This is a genomic window from Paracoccus sphaerophysae, from assembly GCF_000763805.1.
In the GTDB taxonomy this organism is placed as follows: Bacteria; Pseudomonadota; Alphaproteobacteria; order Rhodobacterales; family Rhodobacteraceae; genus Paracoccus; species Paracoccus sphaerophysae.
The window spans coordinates 57,082-81,635 of record NZ_JRKS01000004.1 but is presented as its reverse complement, the minus strand read 5'-3'; the positions used below and the strand labels follow the sequence as shown (position 1 = coordinate 81,635).

21 protein-coding genes are annotated in these 24,554 nt (G+C 69.9%); 8 read left to right on the top strand and 13 right to left on the bottom strand.

The window, feature by feature from the left end:
- Nucleotides 1-12 precede the first annotated feature (12 nt).
- Nucleotides 13-708, top strand: coding sequence for a PD-(D/E)XK nuclease family protein (locus IC63_RS19160; RefSeq protein ID WP_332257717.1), 696 nt, complete (start codon nucleotides 13-15; stop codon nucleotides 706-708).
- A 41-nt stretch (nucleotides 709-749) separates the two neighbouring features.
- Complete coding sequence (trxA, locus tag IC63_RS02795; RefSeq protein ID WP_036716685.1) at nucleotides 750-1,070, top strand: thioredoxin; 321 nt, start codon at nucleotides 750-752, stop codon at nucleotides 1,068-1,070.
- Between the two features lie 85 nt (nucleotides 1,071-1,155).
- Here the strand turns inward: trxA and IC63_RS02790 are convergent, their stop codons facing one another.
- On the bottom strand, nucleotides 1,156-2,835 hold the full coding sequence (locus IC63_RS02790) for a putative bifunctional diguanylate cyclase/phosphodiesterase (protein WP_036716683.1): 1,680 nt from the start codon (nucleotides 2,833-2,835) through the stop codon (nucleotides 1,156-1,158).
- Between the two features lie 370 nt (nucleotides 2,836-3,205).
- On the opposite strand from IC63_RS02790, the gene IC63_RS02785 reads away from it, so the two are divergent.
- A complete protein-coding gene (locus IC63_RS02785; protein ID WP_198026226.1) occupies nucleotides 3,206-4,849 on the top strand; it encodes a methyl-accepting chemotaxis protein in 1,644 nt (547 codons plus the stop codon).
- 368 nt (nucleotides 4,850-5,217) lie between these two features.
- On the opposite strand, the gene pheT is transcribed toward IC63_RS02785, so the two are convergent.
- The 5 genes from pheT to IC63_RS02760 form a co-directional block, all read right to left on the bottom strand.
- Entirely contained in the window at nucleotides 5,218-7,623 is a 2,406-nt protein-coding gene (gene pheT / locus IC63_RS02780) for a phenylalanine--tRNA ligase subunit beta (protein ID WP_036716681.1), read from the bottom strand.
- A complete protein-coding gene (locus IC63_RS17845) occupies nucleotides 7,620-8,246 on the bottom strand; it encodes a hypothetical protein (protein WP_156965319.1) in 627 nt (208 codons plus the stop codon). The genes pheT and IC63_RS17845 overlap by 4 nt, the downstream gene beginning before the upstream one ends.
- Nucleotides 8,243-9,325: a phenylalanine--tRNA ligase subunit alpha gene (gene pheS / locus IC63_RS02770; protein WP_036716676.1), complete on the bottom strand. Its 1,083-nt coding sequence runs from the start codon at nucleotides 9,323-9,325 to the stop codon at nucleotides 8,243-8,245. Before pheS ends, IC63_RS17845 begins: the two co-directional genes overlap by 4 nt.
- Before the next feature lie 99 nt (nucleotides 9,326-9,424).
- The gene (locus IC63_RS02765; protein WP_036716673.1) at nucleotides 9,425-10,510 is read right to left on the bottom strand and encodes a calcium:proton antiporter; all 1,086 of its coding nucleotides are present in this window, start codon (nucleotides 10,508-10,510) and stop codon (nucleotides 9,425-9,427) included.
- A gap of 42 nt (nucleotides 10,511-10,552) precedes the next feature.
- Complete coding sequence (locus IC63_RS02760; RefSeq protein ID WP_036716671.1) at nucleotides 10,553-11,917, bottom strand: cytochrome P450; 1,365 nt, start codon at nucleotides 11,915-11,917, stop codon at nucleotides 10,553-10,555.
- Nucleotides 11,918-12,022: 105 nt separating this feature from the next.
- Between IC63_RS02760 and IC63_RS02755 the strand changes: the two genes are divergently transcribed.
- Entirely contained in the window at nucleotides 12,023-13,432 is a 1,410-nt protein-coding gene (locus IC63_RS02755; RefSeq protein WP_198026225.1) for an alanine/glycine:cation symporter family protein, read from the top strand.
- A gap of 84 nt (nucleotides 13,433-13,516) precedes the next feature.
- On the opposite strand, the gene rplT is transcribed toward IC63_RS02755, so the two are convergent.
- The 4 genes from rplT to pyk all read right to left on the bottom strand — a co-directional run bounded on the left by rplT (nucleotide 13,517) and on the right by pyk (nucleotide 15,923).
- A complete protein-coding gene (rplT, locus tag IC63_RS02750) occupies nucleotides 13,517-13,876 on the bottom strand; it encodes a 50S ribosomal protein L20 (RefSeq protein WP_036716669.1) in 360 nt (119 codons plus the stop codon).
- Between the two features lie 15 nt (nucleotides 13,877-13,891).
- The gene (rpmI, locus tag IC63_RS02745; RefSeq protein WP_024843601.1) at nucleotides 13,892-14,092 is read right to left on the bottom strand and encodes a 50S ribosomal protein L35; all 201 of its coding nucleotides are present in this window, start codon (nucleotides 14,090-14,092) and stop codon (nucleotides 13,892-13,894) included.
- A 119-nt stretch (nucleotides 14,093-14,211) separates the two neighbouring features.
- On the bottom strand, nucleotides 14,212-14,436 hold the full coding sequence (locus tag IC63_RS02740; protein ID WP_036716725.1) for a hypothetical protein: 225 nt from the start codon (nucleotides 14,434-14,436) through the stop codon (nucleotides 14,212-14,214).
- A 38-nt stretch (nucleotides 14,437-14,474) separates the two neighbouring features.
- The gene (gene pyk / locus IC63_RS02735) at nucleotides 14,475-15,923 is read right to left on the bottom strand and encodes a pyruvate kinase (protein WP_036716667.1); all 1,449 of its coding nucleotides are present in this window, start codon (nucleotides 15,921-15,923) and stop codon (nucleotides 14,475-14,477) included.
- A 99-nt stretch (nucleotides 15,924-16,022) separates the two neighbouring features.
- Between pyk and IC63_RS02730 the strand changes: the two genes are divergently transcribed.
- A complete protein-coding gene (locus IC63_RS02730) occupies nucleotides 16,023-16,790 on the top strand; it encodes an N-formylglutamate amidohydrolase (protein WP_036716665.1) in 768 nt (255 codons plus the stop codon).
- A gap of 14 nt (nucleotides 16,791-16,804) precedes the next feature.
- On the opposite strand, the gene IC63_RS02725 is transcribed toward IC63_RS02730, so the two are convergent.
- The 3 genes from IC63_RS02725 to IC63_RS02715 all read right to left on the bottom strand — a co-directional run bounded on the left by IC63_RS02725 (nucleotide 16,805) and on the right by IC63_RS02715 (nucleotide 20,737).
- Complete coding sequence (locus IC63_RS02725; RefSeq protein ID WP_036716663.1) at nucleotides 16,805-17,677, bottom strand: NAD(P)H-hydrate dehydratase; 873 nt, start codon at nucleotides 17,675-17,677, stop codon at nucleotides 16,805-16,807.
- Complete coding sequence (locus IC63_RS02720) at nucleotides 17,674-18,441, bottom strand: histidine phosphatase family protein (protein ID WP_036716661.1); 768 nt, start codon at nucleotides 18,439-18,441, stop codon at nucleotides 17,674-17,676. The genes IC63_RS02725 and IC63_RS02720 overlap by 4 nt, the downstream gene beginning before the upstream one ends.
- Nucleotides 18,442-18,508: 67 nt before the next feature.
- Nucleotides 18,509-20,737, bottom strand: coding sequence for a primosomal protein N' (locus tag IC63_RS02715; protein WP_036716724.1), 2,229 nt, complete (start codon nucleotides 20,735-20,737; stop codon nucleotides 18,509-18,511).
- Nucleotides 20,738-20,909: 172 nt separating this feature from the next.
- Between IC63_RS02715 and IC63_RS02710 the strand changes: the two genes are divergently transcribed.
- The 3 genes from IC63_RS02710 to dinB are packed head-to-tail and all read left to right on the top strand — an operon-like array spanning nucleotide 20,910 to nucleotide 24,551.
- Nucleotides 20,910-22,661, top strand: a complete 1,752-nt coding sequence (locus IC63_RS02710) for an ABC transporter ATP-binding protein (RefSeq protein ID WP_036716660.1) — start codon at nucleotides 20,910-20,912, stop codon at nucleotides 22,659-22,661.
- Nucleotides 22,661-23,392: a CAF17-like 4Fe-4S cluster assembly/insertion protein YgfZ gene (gene ygfZ, locus IC63_RS02705; protein WP_036716723.1), complete on the top strand. Its 732-nt coding sequence runs from the start codon at nucleotides 22,661-22,663 to the stop codon at nucleotides 23,390-23,392. The genes IC63_RS02710 and ygfZ overlap by 1 nt, the downstream gene beginning before the upstream one ends.
- Complete coding sequence (dinB, locus tag IC63_RS02700; protein WP_084115409.1) at nucleotides 23,379-24,551, top strand: DNA polymerase IV; 1,173 nt, start codon at nucleotides 23,379-23,381, stop codon at nucleotides 24,549-24,551. Before ygfZ ends, dinB begins: the two co-directional genes overlap by 14 nt.
- Nucleotides 24,552-24,554 lie beyond the last annotated feature (3 nt).

The window sequence follows — 24,554 nt, the reverse complement described above, 5'->3', positions numbered from 1 at the left end:
AAACGCGGCTGGATGACGGCCGCGGCAGCGAGACCCGGCGGCTGTCCTTTGCCGACTGGCCCGCTGCCGCGCCCGGCGCGGCCCGTGGCCGCCACCGCCCTGGGCGGCGACAAGATCGTGGCGGGCGATCCGGCCGTCGCGGGGCTCGACCGCGATGCGGCGCTGCTGGCCGGGACCCGGCTGCATCTGCTGTTGGAACATCTGCCCGCCCTGCCCCGCGCCGACTGGCCGGACCGGGCACTGGCGATCCTGTCCGGCGCCGAGGGCGGCGTGCCGGGCGAGGCCGAGCTGGCCGCGCTGCTGGCCGAACTTGGCGAGATCATCGAGGCCGAGGCGCTGGCCCACGTCTTTGCGGTGCCCGACGGCGCCACGGTGCTGCGCGAGGTGGCGCTGAGCGCGCCCTTGCCCGGCGGCGGGGTCCTGTCGGGGACCATCGACCGGCTGGTGGTCACCCCCGGGCGGGTCACCGCCATCGACTATAAATCGAACGCCGGCGTGCCCGCCTCGCCCGAGGCCTCGCCCGAGGGTTATCTGCGGCAGATGGCAGCCTATCGCCACGCCCTGCGGGCGATCTGGCCGGGGCACCAGATCGACACGGCGATCCTGTGGACACGGACGCGGGCGCTGATGGAGCTGCCCGACCCGCTGCTGGACGCGGCATGGGATGCGGCGCTGCGCGGTCTTGACCAGGGGCCAGCGGCTTCATAGCTCTGGTAGCAACCCCCGTTGCAGCCACAAGGAGTATCCCGATGGCAACCACCAAAGCCACCGACGCCGATTTCGACAGCGTCGTGCGCCAGTCCGACGTGCCGGTCATGGTCGATTTCTGGGCCGAATGGTGCGGCCCGTGCCGCCAGATCGGCCCGGCGCTGGAAGAACTGTCGGACGAATATGCCGGCAAGATCAAGATCGTGAAGGTCAATGTCGACGAAAACCCCGACATCCCGGCGACGCTGGGCGTACGCGGGATTCCGGCGCTGTTCATGTTCAAGAACGGCCAGGTCGTGTCGAACCGGATGGGCGCGGCACCCAAGGCCTCGCTGAAGGCCTGGATCGACGAATCGGTCTGATCCTTCCGGCCAGAGGATGGCGGCGCTGCCCTGACGGGCGGCGCCGTTTTTCATGTCAGGCGCGGGCGCAAGCCGCGCCGTGTCGTCAGGCGCGGGCGCGCAGCCGGCCGGGGCGGTCGAAATGGAACCCCTGCATCAGCCGCACCCCGGCCGCGCGCAGGCAGTCGAACTCGCCCCGGGTCTCGATCCCTTCGGCCACGACATCCATCCCCAGGTCGTCGCACAGGTTGATGACGTGGCGCAGCACGGTGCGGGCGCGGTCCTCGCAGCAGCAGCCGACGATGAACTCGCGCGACAGCTTGATCGCGTCGAACTGCCCCGAACTCACATGCGACAACACCGCGTATTCGGTCCCGAAATCGTCCAGCGCGGTGCGGAAGCCATGCGTCCGCAGCCGCGCCAGTTCCGGGCTGGTGGCTACCGCCGCCATGTTCGAGCTTTCGGTCAGCTCGAGCGTGATGCGCTGCGGGTCGACGCCATGCGCCCGCGCGATGTCCCGCGCCGCGTCGGCAAACCCCGGCTCGAGCAGCTGCCGGGCCGAGACGTTGAGGTTGATCCGCAGCCGCGGGTCGGCCGCCGCCAGATCGGCGCAGGCCTTGGACAGCACCCAGCGGCCCAGCTGGGCGATGGTGCCATTCTGTTCGGCCAGGGGTACGAAGACCGCCGGCTGGATCCGTCCCATCTGCGGATGCTGCCAGCGCACGAGGGCCTCGAACGACACGGTCTCGCCGCTGTCGATGGCGATGATCGGCTGATATTCCAGGAAGAACTCATCATTGCGGCAGGCCAGCGCGAACAGGCCGGACAGCTGCTGGCGGGCGTCGGCCTCCTCCTGCATCGCCGGTTCGAAATGCGCGACCGCCCGCCCGGCCGAGCGGGCCGCAAACAGCGCCAGGTCGGCGTGCCGCAGCACCGTGGACACCGGGTCGGGCACGTCCCACACGGCGTTGGCGATCCCGGCCGTGAAGCCGAAGGGAATCTGCAGATCGGCGATGCTGACCCCGGTCAGGCGTGTCGCATCCAGCCGGGCGCAGAACGACTCGGCCTCGGTGGCGTCGGCCACCACGACGCAGAATTCGTCTCCGCCCATCCGGGCGCAGACCGAATGCGGCGGCGCCGCGGCGACCAGCAGCTGGCCCAGCCGCACCAGGAAGCGGTCGCCGGTCTGGTGACCGTGCAGCTCGTTGATTTCCTTGAAGCGGTTCACGTCCAGCATGACCACGGTGGCGGTCGCCTCTTTGCCGTGCAGGCGGATCAGCTGGTCGATCAGGGTGCGGCGGTTGCCAAGGCCGGTCAGCGCGTCGCGCTCGGCCAGGTAGCGCGCGCGTTCCAGCGCCAGCCGTTGGTCATGGATGTCCTCGATCGTGCCGACCAATTCAGAGGGAAAGCCGCGCGACGCCGCGATCAGGACCCCCCGGGCCCGCACCCAGCGCCAGCGTCCATGCTTGTCCAGCAGCCGGCACTCGGCCTGGACGGTGTCGCTGATCTCTCGGTTGCGGAAATCCAGCAGGTGGCGGTCGTCGTGGTGGAAGCGTTCCAGATATCCGCGGCCCAGCGCCTCGTGGTCGGGACGGCCAGTCACCGCTTGCCAGCCGGTGACGGCGGTCATCCGTCCCGCCATGTCGGCGCGCCACAGGATCAGCGCGCCGGCCCGCACGAAGGCGCTGTAAAGTTCACGGCTGCGGCTGAGCAGATCGTTGGGCGTGCCGGCAATGTCCGCGTCGAGTTCGAAACCATCGGCAGATGCGGGCCAGTTCGTCTCCATGCGGTGCAGAAATCCGTTTATTTCGTTAAAGTCTTAGCGACCGGCGCGCCGCCCAAGTTCACCGCAGACAAATCCAGACGAATCATGGGGCCTTGCTAGCGGTAACGATCGGGGATTGCCAGCGCTTTGCTGACTGGGCATCGCCCGCGCCCGCGGCCGGTTTGCGGACCGTGCGCCCTGCAGACTGGCAGTCAGGGCGATCGCACGGCTGGCCTGAACGGCCGCGCTTGCCGTGCCATGGCCTCACTGCGCCATATTGCTCCGGTGGTAACGGAATCTCAAGCCTTTTCCTCTAGCGTCGTTTGCAAGCGATCACCCGGAGGCTTACATGACAGGTCAAAAATTTACCCATCCTGATCTCGATCAGGCAATGTCCGCAATCGAAAAGGTGCTGTCGGTCATGGCGTTTGCCGTCGACGGCACCATCACGGCGGTCAACGACAACAGCCTGCAGCTTTGCGGCTATCAGCGCGACGAGCTGGTCGGTCAGAAACTGTCCAAGCTGATCGACCCCAACGACAAGCCGGACAAATCGCAGGAGGAATTCTGGGCTCAGCTGCGCGCCGGCATCCCGCAGACCGGCGAATACAAGCGGATCGCGAAATCCGGCCAGCCCTTCTGGGTCTCGGCGGTCTATACGCCGGTGCTGGACGAACAGCGGCAGGTGACCCAGGTCGTGGTCTTTGCCGCCGACATCACCGCCTCGACGGCCGCGGCAAGCCTCGCCCGGCGCAAGTTCGAAGCCCTCGGGCGCAGCCAGGCGGTGATCGAGTTCAAGCCCAGCGGCGAAATCGTGACCGCCAACGACAACTTCCTTGACTTGCTGGGTTATCGCCTGGACGACATCGTCGGCAAGCACCACAGCATGTTCATGCACCCCCAGGATGCATCCTCGCCGCAATACCAGCTGTTCTGGCAGAGCCTGAACGCGGGGGAATCTCAGACCGGCGAATTCCGCCGCAAGCGGCGGGACGGCAGTTCGATCTGGATCGTGGGCAGCTACGTGCCCGTGCTGGACGAAGCCGGCCGGGTTGCGTCGGTGGTCAAGATGGCCACCGATGTCCCCGACCAGGAGCAGCTGATGCAGGGGCTCGTCGCCGGCCTGAACGCGATGCGGGGCGGCGATCTGACCTATCGGGTCGCAGCGCCTGAAAAGCCGGAATTCGCCGCCGTGGCGGCGACGTTCAATGAAACGAACGACGATCTCGAGGCGATGATCTCGGAAATCCGCGGCCGGGCCGGCCAGATGAACGACGAGGCCGTGCAGATCGCGCGGGGCGCCGGTGACCTGGCCCGCCGCGGCGAAAGCCAGGCCGCGTCGCTGGAAGAAACCGCCGCCGCGGTCGAGGAAATCTCGGGCAACATCACCATGACCAGCCAGTCGGCCCAAAGCGCCGACGCCGCGGCGCGCGATGCGCTGAACGTGGTGCTGAAAGGCGCGCAGGTCGTGTCCGAGGCCATCGCCGCCATCGAACGAATCGACGAACACACCAAGCAGATGGGCGAGTTCACCCGCGTCATCGAAGGCTTTGCGTTCCAGACCAACCTGCTGTCGATCAACGCCGCCGTCGAAGCGGCCCGCGCCGGCGAGGTGGGGCGTGGCTTCGCGGTCGTCGCCAACGAGGTGCGCAACCTGGCCCAGCAGTCGGCCAAGGCCTCGCAAAGCATCGCCGACCTGATCGGCAAGAGCGAGACCGAGGTCAAGGCCGGCGTCCGCCTGGCCCGGGACGCGGGCCTGTCGCTGGACCAGATCCAGACCGCGGTCAGCGGGGTGGTGGAAAACATCACCGGCATCGCCCATGCGACCTCGGAACAGTCGACCGGCGTGCGCGAGGTCTCGACCGCGCTGGCCCAGCTCGACGGGGTGAACCAGGCGAACCTGTCGATGTCGGAACAATACGCCGCCGCGGCCGCCGCACTGTCCACCCAGGTCGAGGAGCTGGGCCGGATGATGGACCGCTTCCGCACCCAGGGCGACGTGCCCCAGGCAGAGTCGCAGCGCCGCGTCGCCTGACCTGACGGCAGCCGGCAGCCGGCGGCGGGCACGCCGCTCCGGCGACGCGAGACCGGCGAGGATCCCCATCCTCGCCGGTCTTGCGCGTCGGTCCCGTCGGTGATCCTCGCCGGTTCTGCGCGCCCGTCTGGCGGGGCGGACATCCCGTCGCTGATCCCGATGGACCTGCGCGCCTTCTGCCGCGCCGGTCTTCCCGTTCCGGGATCGCGCCCGTCTGGAGCGGCGGTCATCCCGTCGCCGATCCCGCCGGACCTGCGCGCCGTCTGCCGCGCCGGTCTTCCCCTTCCGGGATCGCGCCGCCTTGCCCGCCGGTCCTGCGCGCCGGGGCCTCCCCGCCAGTCCGCCGTCCGCGCTGGACGGCGACCGGATCAGCCGCGCAGGGTGCCGCCGGTCGCTTTCGCGACCTTCTCGACGATGCGGGCGGCGACGGCCTCGATCTCGGCCTCCGTCAGGGTGCGGTCGCGGGGTTGCAGGCGGGCGGTGATTGCGACCGACTTGCGGCCCTTGCCCATCTGCGCCGCGGCGCGGTCGCCGCGGAACTCGTCGAAGACCGTCACCCGCTCGATCAGGGCCTTGTCGGCGCCCTGGGCCGCGTTCACGATCGCCGCCGCCTCGACCCGCTCGTCCACCACGAAGGCGAAGTCGCGGTCCACCGCCTGCAGGTCGCTCGCCTGCAGCGCGGGTCGGGTCGGCGACTTGGCCTTGGGCAGCGGCACGTTGGCGAGGTGAACGGTGAAGGCGACCGCCGGCCCCTTGACGTCCATCCGGGCCAGCACGCGCGGATGCAGCTCGCCAAAGGTCGCCAGCCGGTTCGGTCCCAGCTGCACATTCCCGGCGCGGCCGGGATGCCACCAGCCGTCCAGCTTGCGGTCGATCTGGCTGCGCGCCGGGGCGCCGGTTGCACCCAGCACCGCCTCGGCGTCGGCCTTGGCGTCATACAGGTCCACCGGCCGGCGGCTGCCATGCGGATCGCGGGCGGCGCTGGCGCCGACCAGCAGGCCGGTCAGCTGCACCGCCTGCTCGCCGGGCTCGCCGCCCGAAAAGACCGGCCCGACCTCGAACAGCGCGAGGTCCATGAACCCGCGCGCCTGGTTGCGCGCGGCCGCCGCGAGCAGGCCGGGCAGCAGGTCGGGGCGCAGATGCGTCATTTCAGAGCTGATCGGGTTTTCCAGCCGGACCGCCTCGCCGCCGCCCCCGAACAGCGCCGCGGCGCGGGCGTCGATGAAGCTGTAGGTGACGCATTCGTTATACCCCAGCGCCGCCGCCATCCGCCGCGCGGCGCTTTCGCGGCGCTGCAAGGGCGTCAGCACCGGCAGCGGCACGCCTGCCCGCGGGCGCGGCAGCGGCTTGCCCTGCAGCCTGGTCAGCGAGGCGATGCGGGCGACCTCCTCGATCAGGTCGGCCTCGCCCTGCACGTCGGGCCGCCACGAGGGGACATGCGCCATGTCGCCGTCGATATCGAAGCCCAGCGCGGTCAGCGTCGCGCGCTGCTGTTCGGACGGGATCTCCATGCCGACCAGGCTGACCACGCGGTCGGTGTCCAGCCGATATGCGCGGGCGTGATCGGGGACCGCGCCCGCGGTCACGATCTCGGACGGCTCGCCGCCGCACAGGTCGAGGACCATCTGCGTCGCCAGGTCCAGCCCCGGCAGGGTGAACTCCGGGTCGATGCCGCGTTCGAACCGATAGCGCGCGTCCGAGTTGATCTTGAGCGCCCGCCCCGTGGCCGCCACGCTGATCGGGTCGAAGAACGCTGCCTCGATGAACACCTCGGTGGTGTCCTCGGACGACCCCGAGGCCGAGCCGCCCATCACCCCGGCGATGCTTTCGATGCCGTTCGCGTCGCAGATCACCACCGCGCCCTCGGGCATCGCGTAGGTCTTGTCGTCGAGCGCGACCAGCGTCTCGCCGGCCCGCGCCGCGCGCAGATGCAGGTCGCCCGTGACCTTGGCCACGTCGAAGACGTGCAGCGGGCGGTTCAGGTCGTGGGTGAAGTAGTTGGTGATATCGACCAGCGCGTTGATCGGCCGCAGCCCGATAGCGCGCAGGCGCTTCTGCATCCAGTCCGGGCTGGGGCCGTTCCTGACCCCCCGCACCACGCGGCCGGCGAAGAAAGGGGCCTTGGCGGCGATCTCGGGGTCGATGGTGACGCCGACCGGGCTGGGGAAGCGGCCCGGTATGGTCGCCGTCTTCAGCGGCTTGAGCGTCCCCAGCCCGCGCGCCGCGAGGTCGCGGGCGACGCCGCGGATGCCCAGCGCGTCGGGGCGGTTGGGGGTGATCTTGATCTCGATCACCGGGTCGATCTTTTCGGGCGCGTTGGCGGACAGCCAGTCGGTGAAGCGCTCGCCGACCTCGCCCGAGGGCAGCTCGATGATGCCGTCGTGTTCGTCGCTGAGTTCCAGCTCGCGTTCCGAGGCCATCATGCCGTGGCTCTCGACGCCGCGGATGCGGCCGACGCCCAACGTGGTGTCGATGCCGGGCACGTAGTCGCCGGGCTTGGCCAGCACGACGGTGATCCCCGCCCGCGCATTCGGCGCGCCGCAGACGATCTGCTTTTCGCCCTCGTCGGTCATCACCCGGCAGACCCGCAGCCGGTCGGCGTCGGGGTGCTGTTCGGCGTGGATCACCTTGGCGAGGGTGAAGGGCGCGAGCCGGGTGGCGGGGTCGTGGATGTCCTCGACCTCGAGCCCGAGGTCGGTCAGGGCGTCGGCGATTTCCGCGATTGAGGCCGTGGTGTCGAGGTGATCACGGAGCCAGGAGAGGGTGAGTTTCATTTTTGACCCAACCTTATCTCTGTTTTCAGTTCTGCCTTCAGTGTCGCGTTTCCAGATACCAGCTTGGCGCGTATCAGATCGTTTCCTGTTGGTTTCTCGACAGCAACTGCGTATTGTCGCAACAATTGAGGATCGGCTGTTTTATCAATTAAACCAGGACCAGCCCGCAGATGAGCCAGCAACGCGCCAAAGGCATGCTTCAAATCCCGCTCAGTTTCGATCAGATCGCGCAATGCGCTCTCAACTTTGGGGTTATCGATAAGAAATTCTTGCCTAGTTCGGGCCGTTGCAATGAGATCCGTAAGCGGTTCAAGTTCTTTAATCTCCTTCAGCCGCTCCTCATATTCAGAAACATCGCCATTGATAATTGATCCGCTCGGCGAATAATTAAACGGCCGCCGGAGATAAAGAAGTTCCTCCTTAAATTTTCCTGCATGCAGCAAAATATCGTCTGCAAGTTCCGCTCTGCGTTCAAGAACACGTTGTTTTCGCCACGCACTGACTTGGCAAATAGTAAATAAAAGAGCCAGCGCAACCACAAGAAATTGTCCGAACGACCCAACTGCGCCGATCCACTCAGCGCAGTTTTCAGGTGGAAAAAACGCACAGACTTTCTCAATCACCTGCTCAACCCCCCGCTCACACTCGGCACATCCCCCGCCGCGAACCCGTAGTGCTTCAACCACCGCAGGTCGCTCTCGAAGAACGCCCGCAAATCCGGAATCCCGTATTTCAGCATCGCGATCCGATCGATCCCCATGCCGAAGGCGAACCCCTGCCACTCGGCCGGGTTCACCCCCGCCGCGGCCAGCACCTTGGGGTGCACCATCCCCGACCCGAGGATCTCGAGCCACGAGTCCCCCTCGCCGATCTTCAGCACCCCGCCGGACCAGTCGCAGCGGATGTCGACCTCGGCCGAGGGCTCGGTGAAGGGGAAATGCGAGGCGCGGAAGCGCAGCTCGACCGAGGGGACCTCGAAGAACGCGCGGCAGAACTCTTCCAGCGTCCATTTCAGGTTCGCCATCGAGATGTCGCGGCCGATCGCCAGCCCCTCGACCTGGTGGAACATCGGCGTGTGGGTCTGGTCCATGTCCATCCGATAGACGCGGCCCGGCGCGATCACCCGGATCGGCGCGCCCTGGGCCTGCATCGCCCGGATCTGCACCGGCGAGGTATGCGTGCGCAGCACGTGGGGCGGGCGGGTGTCGCCGTCGGCGCGGGCCATGAAGAACGTATCATGCTCCTGCCGGGCGGGATGCTCGGGCGGGATGTTCAGCGCGTCGAAGTTGAACCAGTCGCTTTCCACCTGCGGCCCCTCGGCCACGGCAAAGCCCATGTCGGCGAAGATCGCGGTCACCTCGTCCGTCACCTGGCTGACCGGGTGGATCGTCCCCTGCGGACGCGGGCGTCCGGGCAGGGTCACGTCCATCCACTCGGCCCCCAGCCTTGCGTCCAGCGCCGCATCCTCCAGCGCCGTCTTGCGGGCGCGCAGCGCGGCGTCGATCTCGTCCTTGACCCGGTTCAGGGCGGCGCCGGTGGACTGGCGTTCCTCAGGGGTCATCCGGCCCAGCTCGCGCATCATCAGCGCGATCTCGCCCTTCTTGCCCAGCGCGGCGAGGCGGACCTGTTCCAGCGCGGGGCTGTCGGCGGCCTCGGCCACGCGGGACAGCCAGGTGGAACGAAGCGTGTCGGTGTCGGTCATCGGAAAAGCGCCTGCGGGTGTCTGGGTCGGGAATCCGGGCGGCGTTAGCACACCCGCTTGCGCGGGGAAAGCCGGCTGGCCGGACGGGTCGCCCGGCGCTCAGGGCGCGAAGATCAGTGCCAGGTAGGCGAGGAACAGGACGATATGGATCGCGCCATGCAGCACGTTGGTGCGCTGGGTGCCAAAGGTCAGGACGGCGGTGATCAGCGACAGCGCCAGCATGATCTGGTTGACCGGGGTCAGTCCCAGGATCACGTCGTGGCCCATCCACGCGCCGATCCCCAGCACCACCGGCACGGTCAGCCCGATGGTGGACAGCGCCGCGCCCAGGCACAGGTTGATCGCGCGCTGCAGGCGGTTGTGGCGGGCGGCGCGGATCGCGCTCGCCCCTTCGGGGACCAGCACGATCATCGCGATCAGCACGCCCCCCAGCGCGGCCGGCAGGCCCAGCATGTCCAGCCCGGAATTGACGTATTTCGTCAGCGTCTTGGACAGCAGCACGATGGGCAGCAGCGTGGCGATCATCAGCACCGCATGGACCCAGGTGGCGTGCATGGCGTGGACGTGGTCGGGGACCTGCGGCTCTTGGGGTTCGGTGAAATAGCCGCGATGGCGGACCGTCTGCATCAGCAGAAAGACCCCGTACATGGCGAAGGTGATTATGGAAAAGAACAGCGCCTGGAAATCGCTGAAGCTCGGGGACCAGTTCGAGGTCGTGTAGGCCGGCAGCATCAGCGAGAACACCGCCAGCGGCAGCAGCACCGACAGGAAGGACCGGGCGCCGGCGAGGTTGTAGTTCTGTTCGCCAAAGCGCAGCGCCCCCAGCAGCAGCGACAGCCCGGTGAGGAAGTTCAGGACGATCATCACCACCGCGAACATGGTGTCGCGGGCCAGCGTCGGGCTGCCGTCGCCCGACAGCATGACCGAGGCGATCAGCGCGACCTCGATGCCCACCACGGCGAGGGTCAGGATCAGCGTGCCCAGCGGCTCGCCCAGCCGCTCGGCGACCGATTCGGCGTGGTGCAGGACGCCGCCCGCGGCCCAGATCATCACGATCAGCAGCCACAGGAAGACCGCCCCGCCCGCGATGCCAGAGGCGGGCACGCCGACCGACTGCACCACCGCCAGGGTGGCGGCGATGAGAATCAGCGGAAGCTCCGCCCGGATCGTGGAGAGGATGGACATGATCTTCCCTTTAGCGCGACCGCGCGGGGGGTGACCAGCCGATCATCGCGGGGTGGCGCGCAGCCAGACGCCGCCTTGCGGCCGCAGGGTCAGGATCATCCGCGGATAAGGGACGCGGCCGGGCACCGTCTCGAACCGGAACCGCGCCAGCAGGGTGCCGAGGATGATCGCCGCCTCTTGCAGCGCGAAGTTCGCGCCGATGCAGATGCGCGGGCCGCCGCCGAAGGGCAGGAAGGCAAAGCGGTCACGGTCCACCCCCGGCGCGAAGCGGTCAGGATCGAAGCGGTCGGGATCGTCCCACAGCAGCCGGTGCCGGTGCAGCGCATAGATCGGCAGCATCACGGTATCGCCGGGCCGCACCTCGCGCCCGCCCAGCGTGTCGGCCCTGCGCGCGGTGCGCGACAGGAACGCTGCCGGAGGATACAGGCGCAGCGTCTCCTGCACGATCTGCTGGACATAGGGCAGCCGCGGCAGGTCCGCGGCGGTGATCCGGTCCATCCCCGCCACCTCGGCCGCGGCGCGGTCCTGCACGGCGGGGTCGAAGGCCACCAGGTAAAGCGCCCAGGCGAGCGTCAGGGCAGTCGTCTCGTGCCCCGCGACAATGAAGGTCAGCAGGTTGTCGCGCAGCTCGGCGGGGTTCATCGATCGGCCGGTCTCCGGGTCCACCCCGGCGCGCAGCAGGTCCAGCAGGTCCGGCGGCAGCCGCGGGCCGCGCCGGGCCCGGTCGGCGATGGCACGGTCGGCGATCGCCTTGGTGCGCCGCAGCGCGCCCCCCGACACCAGCCGCCCCGGCCGCGGCACCCAGGGCGGCGCGCCCAGCACGTCCAGCACCGACACCCGCGCGGTCGAGGCGATGTAGCGGTCGATCGCGTGATGCACGGCGTCGCGGTCGAACCCCTCGTCGCCAGAGAAGGTCACGTCGCTGATGACCTCGAAGGTGGCGGCGACCATCTCCTCGAAGGCGTCGAAGGGCTGGGGCGCGCCGGCGATGCGGGCGGCCGAGGTCTCGGCGGCGGCGGTCATCACCGGGGCCAGCGCCTCGACATGGCGGGCGGCAAAGGCCGGGGCGGCGGCCAGGCGCTGCCAGCGCCACTGGGCGCCCTCGGCCACGAACAGGCTGTCGCCGATGGCCGGTTCCAGGATCATCCGGGTGACGGTGGATTTGGGGTAATCCTCGACCCGGTCCTTGAGCACGCGCTTCAGCGCCTCGGGGTCCATCACCATGTGCCAGCGGATGCCCAGCGTGCCCGACACCATCGGCTGGCGGACGGCAAGTTCGGGGATCAGTTCCAGCACGTTGCGCCGGGCCGTCATGGCCGAGCCGAGGATGCCCAGCGGCTTGCGCGCCAGCGCCACGCGCGGCGGATAGCCGGGGGACGGGGGCGGAAGGGCGGCGGTGTCCGTCATGTCGGGTCAACGTGACCCGCGCGGCAAGGGTTGCGCGGGGGGTGGTGTTTCCCCGTGCGGTTGCGTTAACCAGTTCTCACGACCGTGTGATGCATGAGGCCAGCCATGATCGACAGCGTGATCAATTTCCTGAACGACATCTTCTGGGGCTACGTGCTGATCTATGGCCTGCTTGCGGTGGGCGTGTTCTTCACGCTGCGGCTGGGCTTCATCCAGATCCGGCATTTCCCGGAAATGATCCGCTGCACGCTGGGCCGGGGCGATCCCGACGCGGACGGCATCTCGCCGTTGCAGGCGCTGTCGGTCAGCCTGGCCAGCCGGGTCGGCACCGGCAACATCGCCGGCGTCGCGGTGGCGATCACCCTGGGGGGACCGGGTGCGGTGTTCTGGATGTGGGTGGTGGCCAGCCTCGGCATGGCCACGGCTTACGCGGAATCGGCGCTGGCGCAGCTTTACAAGGTCCACGGGCCGCACGGGCTTTATCGCGGCGGGCCGGCCTTCTACATCTCGCGCGGGCTGCGGATGCACTGGCTCGCGGCGCTGTTCGCGGTGGCGCTGATCCTGTCCTTCGGCCTCGTGTTCGAGGCGGTGCAGGCCAATTCCATCGCCGAGGCCTGGGTCACCTTCGGCGTCCCGCGCTGGGCCACCGGGGTCGGGTTGGCGGCGATCACCGGGGTCATTATCTTCGGCGGCATCCCGCAGATCGCGCGGGCGGCGGAGTGGATCGTGCCGTTCATGGCCGGCGCCTACCTGCTGGCCGCGGCCTGGGTGTTCGCCACCAACCTGGCCGAGGTGCCCGCGGTCCTGTCGCACATCGTGCAAAGCGCATTCGGCCTGACCGAGGCCGCCAGCGGCGTCGCGGGCAGCATGGCCGCGGCAATGCTGAACGGGGTCAAGCGCGGGCTGTTTTCCAACGAGGCCGGCATGGGCTCGGCCCCGAACATCGCCGCCGCCGCGCGGCCCCACCCGCACCACCCGGCCTCGCAGGGCTTCGTGCAGGCGCTGGGGGTGTTCATCGACACGATCCTGGTCTGCACGGCGACCGCGGTGATGATCCTGCTGTCGGGCGCCGTCCCCTCGGCCGAACTGACCGGAGTCGCCCTCACCCAGGCCGCCCTTGGCGAACATTTCGGCAGCTGGGGGCTGTATTTCGTGGCGGTGGCGATCCTGTTCTTTGCCTTCACCTCGATCATCGGCAACTACGCCTATGCCGAGAACGCGGTGGTGTTCCTCGGCGGCGGCGACGGGGCGATCCTGGTCATGCGGCTGGCGGTGCTGGGCATGGTGGTCTGGGGCGCGCTGCAGGCGGTGGGCACGGTGTTCAACTTCGCCGACGCCTCGATGGGGCTGATGGCGACGATCAACCTGATTGCCATCGTGGCCATGTCGGGGATCATCCTGCGGATCACCCGCGACTATCTGGAACAGCGCCGGCTGGGGCGGCGGCCCGAATTCCACCTGGCCGCGCATCCGGACCTGGCCGATCGCGGAGTCGATCCCGACATCTGGCGCTAGGCAAACGCGGCGGCCAGCACGGCGGACAGCAAAAGAAAACCCGCGCCTTGGCGCGGGTTTTCGTCTTTCCCTAACCTGAACGGATCAGGCGGCGGCTTTCGCCTGCGCGACGATGGCGCCGAAGGCGTCGGGCTCGTGCACGGCCAGATCGGCCAGAACCTTGCGGTCCACCTCGATCCCCGCCTTGGACAGCGCGGCGATGAAGCGCGAATAGGTCATCTCGGCGTCGATGGCGCGGACGGCGGCGTTGATCCGCTGGATCCACAGCGCGCGGAAGTTGCGCTTGCGGGTCTTGCGGTCGCGGGTCGCGTACTGGTTGGCCTTGTCGACGGCCTGGGTGGCGGTGCGGAAGTTGCGCGAACGGTTGCCATAGTAACCCTTGGCAGCGTCGAGCACCTTCTTGTGGCGGGCGTGGGTGACCTTGCCGGATTTAACGCGGGACATCTCTCGGCTCCTCGATCAGCGGTTGTAGGGCATGTATTTCTTGACGATCTTCGCGTCCGCATCGGACAGGATCATCGTCCCGGTCACGTCGCGGATGAATTTCGTCGAGCGCTTGATCATCCCGTGGCGCTTGCCCGCGGGGCCAGCCTTGACTTTGCCCGAGGCCGTCATCGAGAACCGCTTCTTGGCGGCCGATTTGGTCTTCATCTTCGGCATTTTCGTCTCCTTGTCAGAGTGAACGCGCGACTCGGCAATGCCAATCGGCCGGCCGCACGGAACGTCGAAGCGCGCCTGATAGCGGCGCGCAGGCGACCTGGCAAGGGCCAGGTGCCGGATTACAGCCGGATGTCGCCGCCCAGCAGGCGCTGCCAGGACAGGCCCAGGTCCTGCACCCGGAACGGCGTCGGGTCGATCCAGGCGCCGGCGAACATCGCCGCCAGCCCGAACACGAACGCGATCGCCGCGCCGCGCGGCGGTTCGGTCCGCGCCAGCGAGGCGATGGCCAGGATCACCGACAGCGCCATCAGCGCCGTGCTCAGAAGGATGAGGATGTCGGACATTCGGGCAATCCCTGCGTAACTCGGCTTCGCGGCTGCCTTTATTCCGGGTCTGTGCGGGAAAGCAACTGTTCGTCGCAGGTGGCGACCCGCAGAATGTTGGTCGATCCCGCAGTGTTGAACGGAACCCCCGCCATCACGATCACCTTCTGCGCGCTGGTGGCAAAGTCGAATTCCACCGCCGCGTGTGCGGCATTCACCACCGCCTGCTTGAAGCGTTCCAGCACCGGGGTCAGCACGCAATGCGCGCCCCACACCAGGCACATCCGCCGCAGCACCGGCAGTTCCGAGCTCATCGCGATGATCGGCACCTTGGGCCGTTCCCGCGCCGCCAGCCGCACGGTGGTCGAGGACTGGGTATAGGCGCAGATCGCCGCGACATCGGTGGTTTCGGCGATCTCGCGGGCCGCGACGGCGATGGCATCGGCGACGGTCTCGCGGTTCACGGTGCTGCGCGAGCTGTCGATGACGTCACGATAGACCGGGTCGCCCTCGACCGAGCGCGCGACGCTGTCCATCGTGCTGACCGCCTCGGACGGATAGCGCCCGGCCGCCGATTCGGCCGACAGCATGATCGCGTCCGCGCCCTCATAGATCGCGGTGGCGACGTCCGACACCTCGGCCCGGGTCGGCATCGGGCTTTCGATCATCGATTCCAGCATCTGGGTGGCGACGATCACGGGCTTCGCCGCCTGCCGGCAGGCGCGGACCAGCCGCTTCTGGATCGGCGGTACGGAATGGACCGGCAGTTCCACCCCCAGATCGCCGCGCGCCACCATGATCCCGTCCGAGACCTTGAGGATCTCGGCGAAGCAGTCCACCGCCGCGGGCTTTTCGATCTTGGACAGGATCGCGGCCCGGCCGCGGGCCAGCTCGCGCGCCTCGATCACATCCTCGGGGCGCTGGACGAAGGACAGTGCCAGCCAGTCGGCGCCCAGCTCGCAGGCGAATTCCAGATCGGCGCGGTCCTTGTCCGACAGCGCCGCCAGCGGCAGCACCACGTCGGGCACGTTCACGCCCTTGCGGTTTGAAATCGTCCCGCCGGTCGTCACCACGCAATCGGCGAAGTCCGGCCCGCAGCGTTCCACCCGCAGCCGGATCTTGCCGTCATTGACCAACAGCCGCGATCCGACCTGCAGCGCGGCAAAGATTTCCCGGTGCGGCAGCTGCACCCGCCGGCCGTCGCCCTCGGCCGGGTCCAGATCGAAGCGGAAGCGGTCGCCCTCTTCCAGATCATGCGCGCCGACTGCAAAGACGCCGACCCGCAGCTTGGGACCCTGCAGGTCGGCCAGCACGCCGATGGGACGGCCGGTCTCGGCCTCGACGGCGCGGATGATGTCATAGCGCGCCTTCTGCTCGGCATGGGTGCCGTGGCTCATGTTCAGCCGGAACACGTCGGCGCCGGCGTCGAACAGCTCGCGGATCATCTGGTGGTCCGACGACGCCGGGCCCAGGGTCGCCACGATCTTTACGTTCCGGTGTCGTCTCATGGCCGTCCCTTTTTCCCTTGATGTTTGCGCTATCGTCTACCCTGAGCCCCGTTCGGGGGCAACTGGCGTGCGGGATGAGGGCGCGTTATATCGCAGGCCATGCCCGACGGATCACACAGCCGCACGACAGAGCCCCCGCCCTTCGGGACCGAGGGCGAGGATCGCGGCTCGCGCTGGCTGGTCACCTGCGACCACGCCACGAACCGGGTGCCGGGGTGGGTCAATGGCGGCGACCTGGGGATCGCGCCCGCGGACATGGCGCGGCACATCGCCTGGGACGTGGGCGCGCTGGGCGTCGCGCGGGCGCTGGCGGCGCGGCTGGACGCGCCGGCGGTGTGGTCGGATTTCTCGCGCCTGGTGATCGACCCGAACCGGGGCGAGGACGACCCGACGCTGCTGATGCGGCTGTATGACGGCACCGTCATCCCCGCCAACCGCGCCGCCGACGCGGCCGAGCGCGACCGCCGGCTGGACCGCCTGCACCGGCCCTATCACGCGGCGCTGGGCCGGCTGGCGGCGGCCCATCCCGCCCGCGCGATCTGCGCCATCCACAGCTTCACCCCGCAACTGCAGGGCCGCCCGCCCCGGCCGTGGGTGTTGGGCATCCTGTATTCGCACCGCGACGCGCGGCTCGGGCCGGCGCTGGTGCAGGCCTGCCGGGACGAGGGCTGGGTCACCGGCGACAACCAGCCCTATAGCGGCCACCTGCAAGGCGATTCCGTCGATCGCCACGCCTTGGCCCACGGCCGCCCGAACGTGCTGGTGGAAATCCGCAACGACCTGATCGCCGACGCCGCGGGACAGCAGGCGTGGGCCGACCGACTCGCCCCGGTGCTGGAACGGGTGCTGCACGACAGCGGGCTTTAGGCGAGGCGCGCCGCTCAGATCCCGCGCATCAGCGCCGGCACCTCGCCAGGCAGGTCGCGGGCCAGGAACCCCATCGAGCCCATCCGCTCGGACAGGCGTCTTCCGGCCTCGCCGTGTAGCCAGACGCCCCAGCAGACCGCCTCCCACGCCGGCAGGCCACGGGCGCACAGCCCGGCGATCAGCCCGGTCAGCACGTCGCCCGACCCGCCGGTGGCCAGGCCGACGCCGCCGCCGCCATAGACGGCCAGTTCGCCGTCGGGGCTGGCGATCACCGTGGTCGTGCCCTTGATCAGCAGCACGGCGCGCAGGCGGGCGGCATGGTCCACCGCGACCTCCTCGCGCCGTGCCTCGATGTCCTCGGGCTCCAGCCCGGTCAGCGCCGCCATCTCGCCCACATGCGGCGTCAGGATCGCCCCGCCGGGCAGCGCCGCCAGCGCGTCGTGGCGGTCGGCCGAGGCGCTGACCGCCGCGGCATCGAGGATCACCGGCGGCCCCGAGGCCACCGGCAGCAACCCGTCCAGCACCGCCCCCGCCGCCGACGTCGAGGCCATCGCCGGGCCGATCGCCACGCAGTCGCAGCAGGTGATCCGGTCGGGCAGCGTGCCGAGCCCCGCGATCTCGCCCTCGTCGGACACGGGCAGCGCGAAGACGCTGGATTCCGGCATCGCGATGCCGGAGGGGATCGCCAACGGCTCGGGCAGCGCCAGCTGGACCTTGCCGGCGCCGGCCCGGAACGCGGCCTCGGCGGTCAGCAGCAGCCCGCCCGGCACCGTCAGCGACCCGCCGACCAGCATCACCCGCCCGCGCGAGTTCTTGTCGGTGCCCTCGGGGTGCTGGGGCAGCGGATGGCGGCGCAGCCAGGCGGAATCGAGAACCGCCGGCGTCATCCGCGGGTCCCCACGATCGGGTCGGGCTCGCGGGTGACGGGGGTGTCCTCGGCCTCCATCGGGGCGGTCACGTTATAGCGCACCAGCTGCATCTCGCCGTCGCTGCCCTCGGCGCCCGCGCACCAGCGGTATTCCGTGATCGAACAGTTGGCGACGTCCTTTTCGCGGTCGATGGCGAGGATCTCCTCTTCGGTCAGCCCCTCGATGATGTAGCGCAGGCACAGCACGACGACCTGGTGAGCGACGATCATCACCCGGCAGCCGCCGTGATGCAGGCCCACCGTGTCCATCAGCGTGCGCAGGCGGAAGATCACGTCGCACCAGCTTTCGCCCCCCGGCGGGCGGTGGTAGAACTTGCCGAGGCTGGCGCGCAGTTCGGCCTGCTGGGGATATTCGGCGCGGATGCCCTTGCCGGTCAGCCCGTCGAGGATGCCGAATTCCTTTTCGCGCAGCCGCTCGTCCAGGTGGATGCGGGTGTCGGCAGGGCAGCCGCCGGCATCGCGGAACAGCCGCGCGGTTTCCTGCGCCCGCAGATAGGGCGAGGACAGCACCACGTTCGGCCGCCCGTCCTCGCGCCCCTCGGCGAACCAGTGGCCCAGCGCGCGGGCCTGCTGCTGGCCCAGCCCGGACAGCGGCACGTCCACGTCGCGGCCGGTCAGGTCGATCCGCGCCAATCCCTGCTGATAGGCGAGGTCGCGGGCGACGTTGCCGGCGCTTTCGCCGTGGCGGACGATCCACAGCCGTTCGGGCCATCTGGGGGTCATGTCATGGTCCTTCCCTGTGTGCGCGATCCCTGTCTGCGAAGGCAATGCCGCGACCCGCCGCCGGGTTTCAGAGAAAGCTCTGAGGATCGATATCCACCGACAGCCGCAGGTTGGCCGGAGCCTTGGGCGCCCCCGCGAGCCACGCCGAGATCGCCGCCTGCACCGGCGCCTGCCGCGGCGCGCGGATCAGCATCCGGACGCGATAGCGGGCCCGGACGCGCGCGATGGGCGCCGGCGCCGGGCCGAACAGCTCGGCCCCGATCTGGCGCAGGGGCGCCGCGCGGCGGGCGAGTTCGGCGGCATAGGCCTCGACCACCGGCTGGTCGGGGTGGGACAGGATGATGCCGGCGAGGCGCGAAAACGGCGGCATCTGCGCGGCCCTGCGCTGGGCGGCCTCGGCGTCCCAGAACGCCTCGTCGTCGCCCGACAGGATCGCCCGGATCACCGGGTGGTCGGGCTGGTGGGTCTGCAGCAGCGCCAGCCCCCGCCGCCCGCCGGCGTCGCCGCCGAACCGCCCTGCCCGGCCCGCCACCTGCCGCATCAGTTGGAACGACCGCTCCGCCGCCCGCAGATCGGCGCCCTGCAGGCCCAGATCGGCGTCGATCACGCCCACCAGGGTCAGCAGCGGAAAGTTGTGTCCCTTGGCGACCAGCTGGGTGCCGATGATGATGTCGGCCTCGCCGCCGGCGATCCGGGCGATGGTGTCCTTGATCGCGCGGGCTGAGGTGAACAGGTCGGACGACAGCACCACCGCGCGGGCGTCGGGAAAGCGCGCGGCGACCTCCTCGCCCAGCCGCTCGACCCCCGGGCCGACGGCGGCCATCCGGCCCTCGACCCCGCAGGCCGGGCAGGCGGTGGGCACCGGCTTCGTGGCCCCGCACTGGTGGCAGACGAGGCGCTTCTGAAACCGATGTTCCACCATCCGCGCGTCGCAATCGTCGCAGCCGACCTGATGGCCGCAGGCCCGGCATGTGGTGATCGGCGCATAGCCGCGGCGGTTGAGAAACAGCAGCGCCTGTTCGCCCCGCCCCAGCCGCTGATCCACCGCCGCCGCCAGCGTGGGCGAGATCCAGCGGCCCGACGGCATCTCTTCCTCGCGCAGGTCGATGGCGCCCATCTGCGGCAGTTCCGCGTCGCCATAGCGGGCGCGCAGGTCGAGCCGGGCGTATTTCCCCCCGCCCGGCCCCGACCCCGCATTCACCCAGCTTTCCACCGAGGGCGTGGCCGAGGCCAGCACCACCTGCGCCTGCTCGATCGAGGCGCGCAGCACCGCCATGTCGCGAGCGTTGTAATAGACCGTCTCGTCCTGCTTGTAGGAACTGTCGTGTTCCTCATCGACGACGATCAGCCCCAGGTCGCGGAACGGCAGGAACAGCGCCGAGCGGGCGCCGACGACCAGCCCGACCTCGCCCCGCCCGGCCATGTGCCACAGGCGGCGGCGCTCGGTGCGGGTGATGCCGCTGTGCCACTCGCCCGGGCGGGCGCCGAAGCGCGTCTCGACCCGGTCAAGGAACTCGGCCGACAGGGCGATCTCGGGCAGCAGGACCAGCGCCTGCCGACCCTGGCGCAGGGTCTCGGCGACGGCTTCCAGATAGACCTCGGTCTTGCCCGACCCGGTGACGCCGCGCAGCAGCGTCGTGCCATAGGCGCCGCCGCGGATCCCCGCGCGCAGCGCCTGCACGGCGGCGGACTGGTCGGCGTCCAGCGCCTTGCCGGGCAGGGACGCGTCGAGCCGCGGGAACGGCATGTCCACCGGGGCCGCGGTTTCGACCAGCGTGCCCGCCGCGACCAGCCCGCGGACCACCGACACCCCCACGCCCGCCAGCTGCGCCAGTTCCGAGGGCGCGAACCCCGCCCCGCCGTGATCGTCGATCACCCGCAGCACGGCGGCGCGCGCATCGGTCAGCCGCGCGGGCGCCGGTCCGGCGCGGTGGATCACCCGCCGCTCGGCGGGGGGCCGGTCCAGATCGGGCGCCCGCAGCGCCATCCGCAACATCACCGGCAGCGGGGTCAGGGTGTAATCGGCGGCGCGGTCCAGGAACTCGATCATCCCCGGGGTCAACGGCTGGGCGTCGATCAGCCGCGCCACGGGCCGCAGCCTGGCCGCATCGAAATGCCCCTGCCCCGGCCCCCAGACCGCGCCCATCACCCGGCGCGGGCCCAGGGGAACCACCACCAGTTGCCCCAGCGCGACCCCGCCCTCGGGCGCGAGGTAGTCCAGCAGCCCCACGGGTTCGGTCGTCAGCACGCCGATCCGGGCGCCGGGGGCAAAGACATGGGGCAAATGGCTGTCCATCGCCGCGATGTCGCCCGTCAACCGCGGCCCGTCAACCGCGGCCCGTCAACCGCGGCCCGTCAACCGCGGCCGCGCGCCCCGGCTGCCACGGGCCACGCGTGCCGTCGCGGTCCGCTCTCTTGCCGCCACGGCCGCAGCCGGGCTATCCCCGGACCAACCGCAGGAGAGACGGATGCCCCCACGCGCCCCCCGCCCGCGCGGCCTGTTTGGCCGGCTGTGGCGCGATTACCTGCGCCGCTACTGGCCGCGCATGGCGCTGGCCACGGTGCTGATGGTGATCGAGGGGTCCACCCTCGCGGTCCTGTCCTGGATGCTGAAGCCGCTGTTCGACCGGGTCTTCGTCGGCCGCGACGAAAGCGCGATCTGGTGGGTGGGCGGCGTCATCCTGGCGCTGTTCCTGATCCGCGCGGTGACCTATGTCGTCACCCGCGCGATCCTGACCTCGGTCCAGCAGGGCGTCGCCGCGCGGATGCAGACCGACCTGCTGCGCCACATCCTCACGCTGGACGGCGGGTTCTTCCAGGCCAACCCGCCCGGCGCGCTGATCGAGCGCATCCAGGGCGACACGCTGGCGATCAAGTCGATCTGGACCACCTTCATCACCGGTGCCGGGCGCGACGCGATCTCGCTGATCGCGCTGTTCGGGGTCGCCGTGGCCACCGATCCCTGGTGGACGGCCGCGGCGCTGGTGGGCGCGCCGCTGCTGATCCTGCCCACGGCGATGGTCCAGCGCTATATCCGTCGCAAGGCCCGGGCGAACCGCGTGGCGGCCTCGGCCCGCGCGACGCGGCTGGACGAGGTGCTGCACGGCATCGGCGCCGTGCGGCTGAACCGGATGGAGGATTACCAGACCGCGCGCTTCGCCAGCGTGGTGGGCGCGATCCGAAATTCGGAAACCAAGATGAGCGCTGTCAACGCCATGATCCCCGCGCTGATCGACGTCGTGACAGGGCTTGGCTTCGTCGGCGTGCTGGCGCTGGGCGGCGCGCAGGTCACATCGGGCGAACGCACCGTGGGCGAATTCATGTCGTTCTTCACCGCCCTGTCGCTGGCCTTCCAGCCGCTGCGGCGGCTGGGCGGGCTGGCGGGGGGATGGCAGACGGCGGCGGCCTCGCTGGAACGGATCTACGCGATCTTCGACACCCCGGCCACGATCCTGTCCGGCCCGCGGCGCGAGCCGCCCGCAGACACCACCATCCGGCTGCAGGACGTGCACCTGGCCTATGATGGCCACCCGGTGCTGCGCGGCCTGTCCTTTACGGCCGACGCCGGCCGGACCACGGCGCTGGTCGGGCCGTCGGGGGCGGGCAAGTCCACCGTCTTCAACCTGCTGACCCGGATGGTGGACCCGGCATCGGGGCAGGTGACGCTGGGCGGCGTGCCGGTGGCGCAGTTCGACCTCGCCACGCTGCGCGATCAGTTTTCGGTCGTCAGCCAGGACTCGGCCCTGTTCGACGAGACGCTGCGCGAGAACATCGTGCTAGGCGGGGACGTCGCCCCGGACCGGCTGCGCGCGGCGATCACCGCGGCGCATGTGTCGGACTTCGCCGACGGCCTGCCCCTGGGCCTCGACACCCCCGCCGGCCCGCGTGGCTCGGCCCTGTCGGGCGGCCAGCGCCAGCGCATCGCCATCGCCCGCGCCCTGCTGCGCGACGCCCCGGTGCTGCTGCTGGACGAGGCGACCAGCGCGCTGGACGCAGCCTCGGAACGGCTGGTGCAGAAGGCGCTGGACGAGCTGTCCCAGGGCCGCACCACGCTGGTGATCGCGCACCGGCTGTCCACTATCCGCGCCGCCGACAGGATCGTGGTGATCGACGCCGGACGGGTTGTGGAAGAGGGCACGCACGACCAGCTTATGACGGCGAACGGCGCCTATGCGGCGCTGGTGCGGCTGCAGTTCGGGGCAGAGAGGAAAGACGGATGATGCGGACGATCCTGCGCGTGACCGGCGGCGACCGTGTCGGTTTTCTGCAGGGGCTGGTGACGAATGACGTGACCAGGGCTCCGGTCTGGGCGGCGCTGCTGACGCCGCAGGGCAAGTATCTGGCGGATTTCCTGATCGTGCCGGATGGCGAGTCGCTGCTGATCGACGTCGATGCGCGGCTGGCCGACGACCTGATGCGGCGGCTGGCGATGTATCGCCTGCGCAGCGACGTGCAGATCGCCCCCGCCGGGCTGAACGTCTCGCGCGGGACCGGCCCGGCGCCCGCGGGCGCCATCACCGACCCTCGCCATCCGGCGCTGGGTTGGCGGCTGTATGGCGACAGCGCCCCCGATGACGGCACCGACTGGGAGGCGATCCGCGTCGCCCACTGCATCCCCGAGACGCTGGTCGAGCTGATCCCCAACGAGACCTTCCCGCTGGAAGCCGGGTTCGAGCGCCTGCACGGCGTCGATTTCCGCAAGGGCTGCTATGTCGGGCAAGAGGTCACCGCGCGGATGAAGCACAAGACCGAACTCCGCAAGGGCCTCACCACCGTCTCGGTCGCGGGCGAGGCCGCCGCCGGCACCCCGATCCTGACCGCGGACGGGCGCGAGGCCGGGGTGCTGCACACCCGCGCCGGCGACCGGGCCATCGCATATCTGCGATTTGACCGCATCGGCGCCGGCCTGACGGCGGGCGGCGCCCCGGTCACCGCCGATGCCGCCCCCTGAGGCTTCGGGCGGTCCGCAAATATCCCGGGGTCCGGGGCAGCGCCCCGGTCCGGCGCCGCCGGACGGGCCGGCCGATCCGCCCGTCCGCCGCATCGTCCATGTCGACATGGACGCCTTCTACGCTTCGGTCGAACAGCGCGACAATCCCGACCTGCGCGGCAAGCCGGTGGCGGTCGGCGGATCATCGCTGCGCGGCGTCGTCGCCGCCGCCAGCTACGAGGCGCGACCGTTTGGCGTGCGCTCGGCCATGCCCTCGGTCCGTGCGGCGCGGCTGTGCCCGGACCTGATCTTCGTCAAGCCGCGCTTCGAGGTCTACAAATCCGTCAGCGCCCAGATCCGCGACATCTTCGCCCGCTTCACCCCGCTGATCGAACCCGTGTCGCTGGACGAGGCCTATCTGGACCTCACCGATTACCTCGACGGCCGAACCGCCACCCAGATCGCGCGCGAGATCCGGGCGCTGATCCGGGCGGAAACCGGGCTGACCGCCTCGGCCGGGGTCAGCTACAACAAGTTCCTGGCCAAGCTCGCCTCGGACCAGCGGAAGCCCGACGGGCTGTTCGTGATCCCGCCAGAGGCCGGCCCGGCCTATGTGCTGACCCTGCCCATCAGCCGCTTTCACGGCGTGGGCCCCGCCACCGCGGCGCGGATGGAACGCCACGGCATCCTCACCGGCGCCGACCTGCATCGCCAGAGCCTGGAGTTCCTGACCGCCCGCTTCGGCAAGTCCGGGCAGTATTACTGGAACATCGCCCGCGGCATCGACCACCGCGAGGTCCGCCCGAACCGCGAGCGCAAGTCGATCGGGGCCGAGAACACCTTCTTCACCGACATCTTCGACCTGCCCGCCGCGACCGAGGCGCTGGCGCCACTGGCCGACAAGGTCTGGCGCCACGCCCATCCGCGCGGGATCAGCGGGCGCACGGTGACGCTCAAGGCGAAATACACCGATTTCCAGTTTGTCACCCGCGCCCGCAGCCTGCCCCACCCGGTCACCAGCGCGGCGCAGCTGCTGGCCGAGGCGGTGGCGCTGCTGCCGCAGGTGCTGCCCGATGCGCGCCCGGTGCCGCGCGGCGTGCGGCTGCTGGGGATCACCCTGTCGGCGCTGTGCCCGCTGCCCGAGGGCCCGGCCCCCGAACAGCTCGACCTCTTCGGCTGAGCT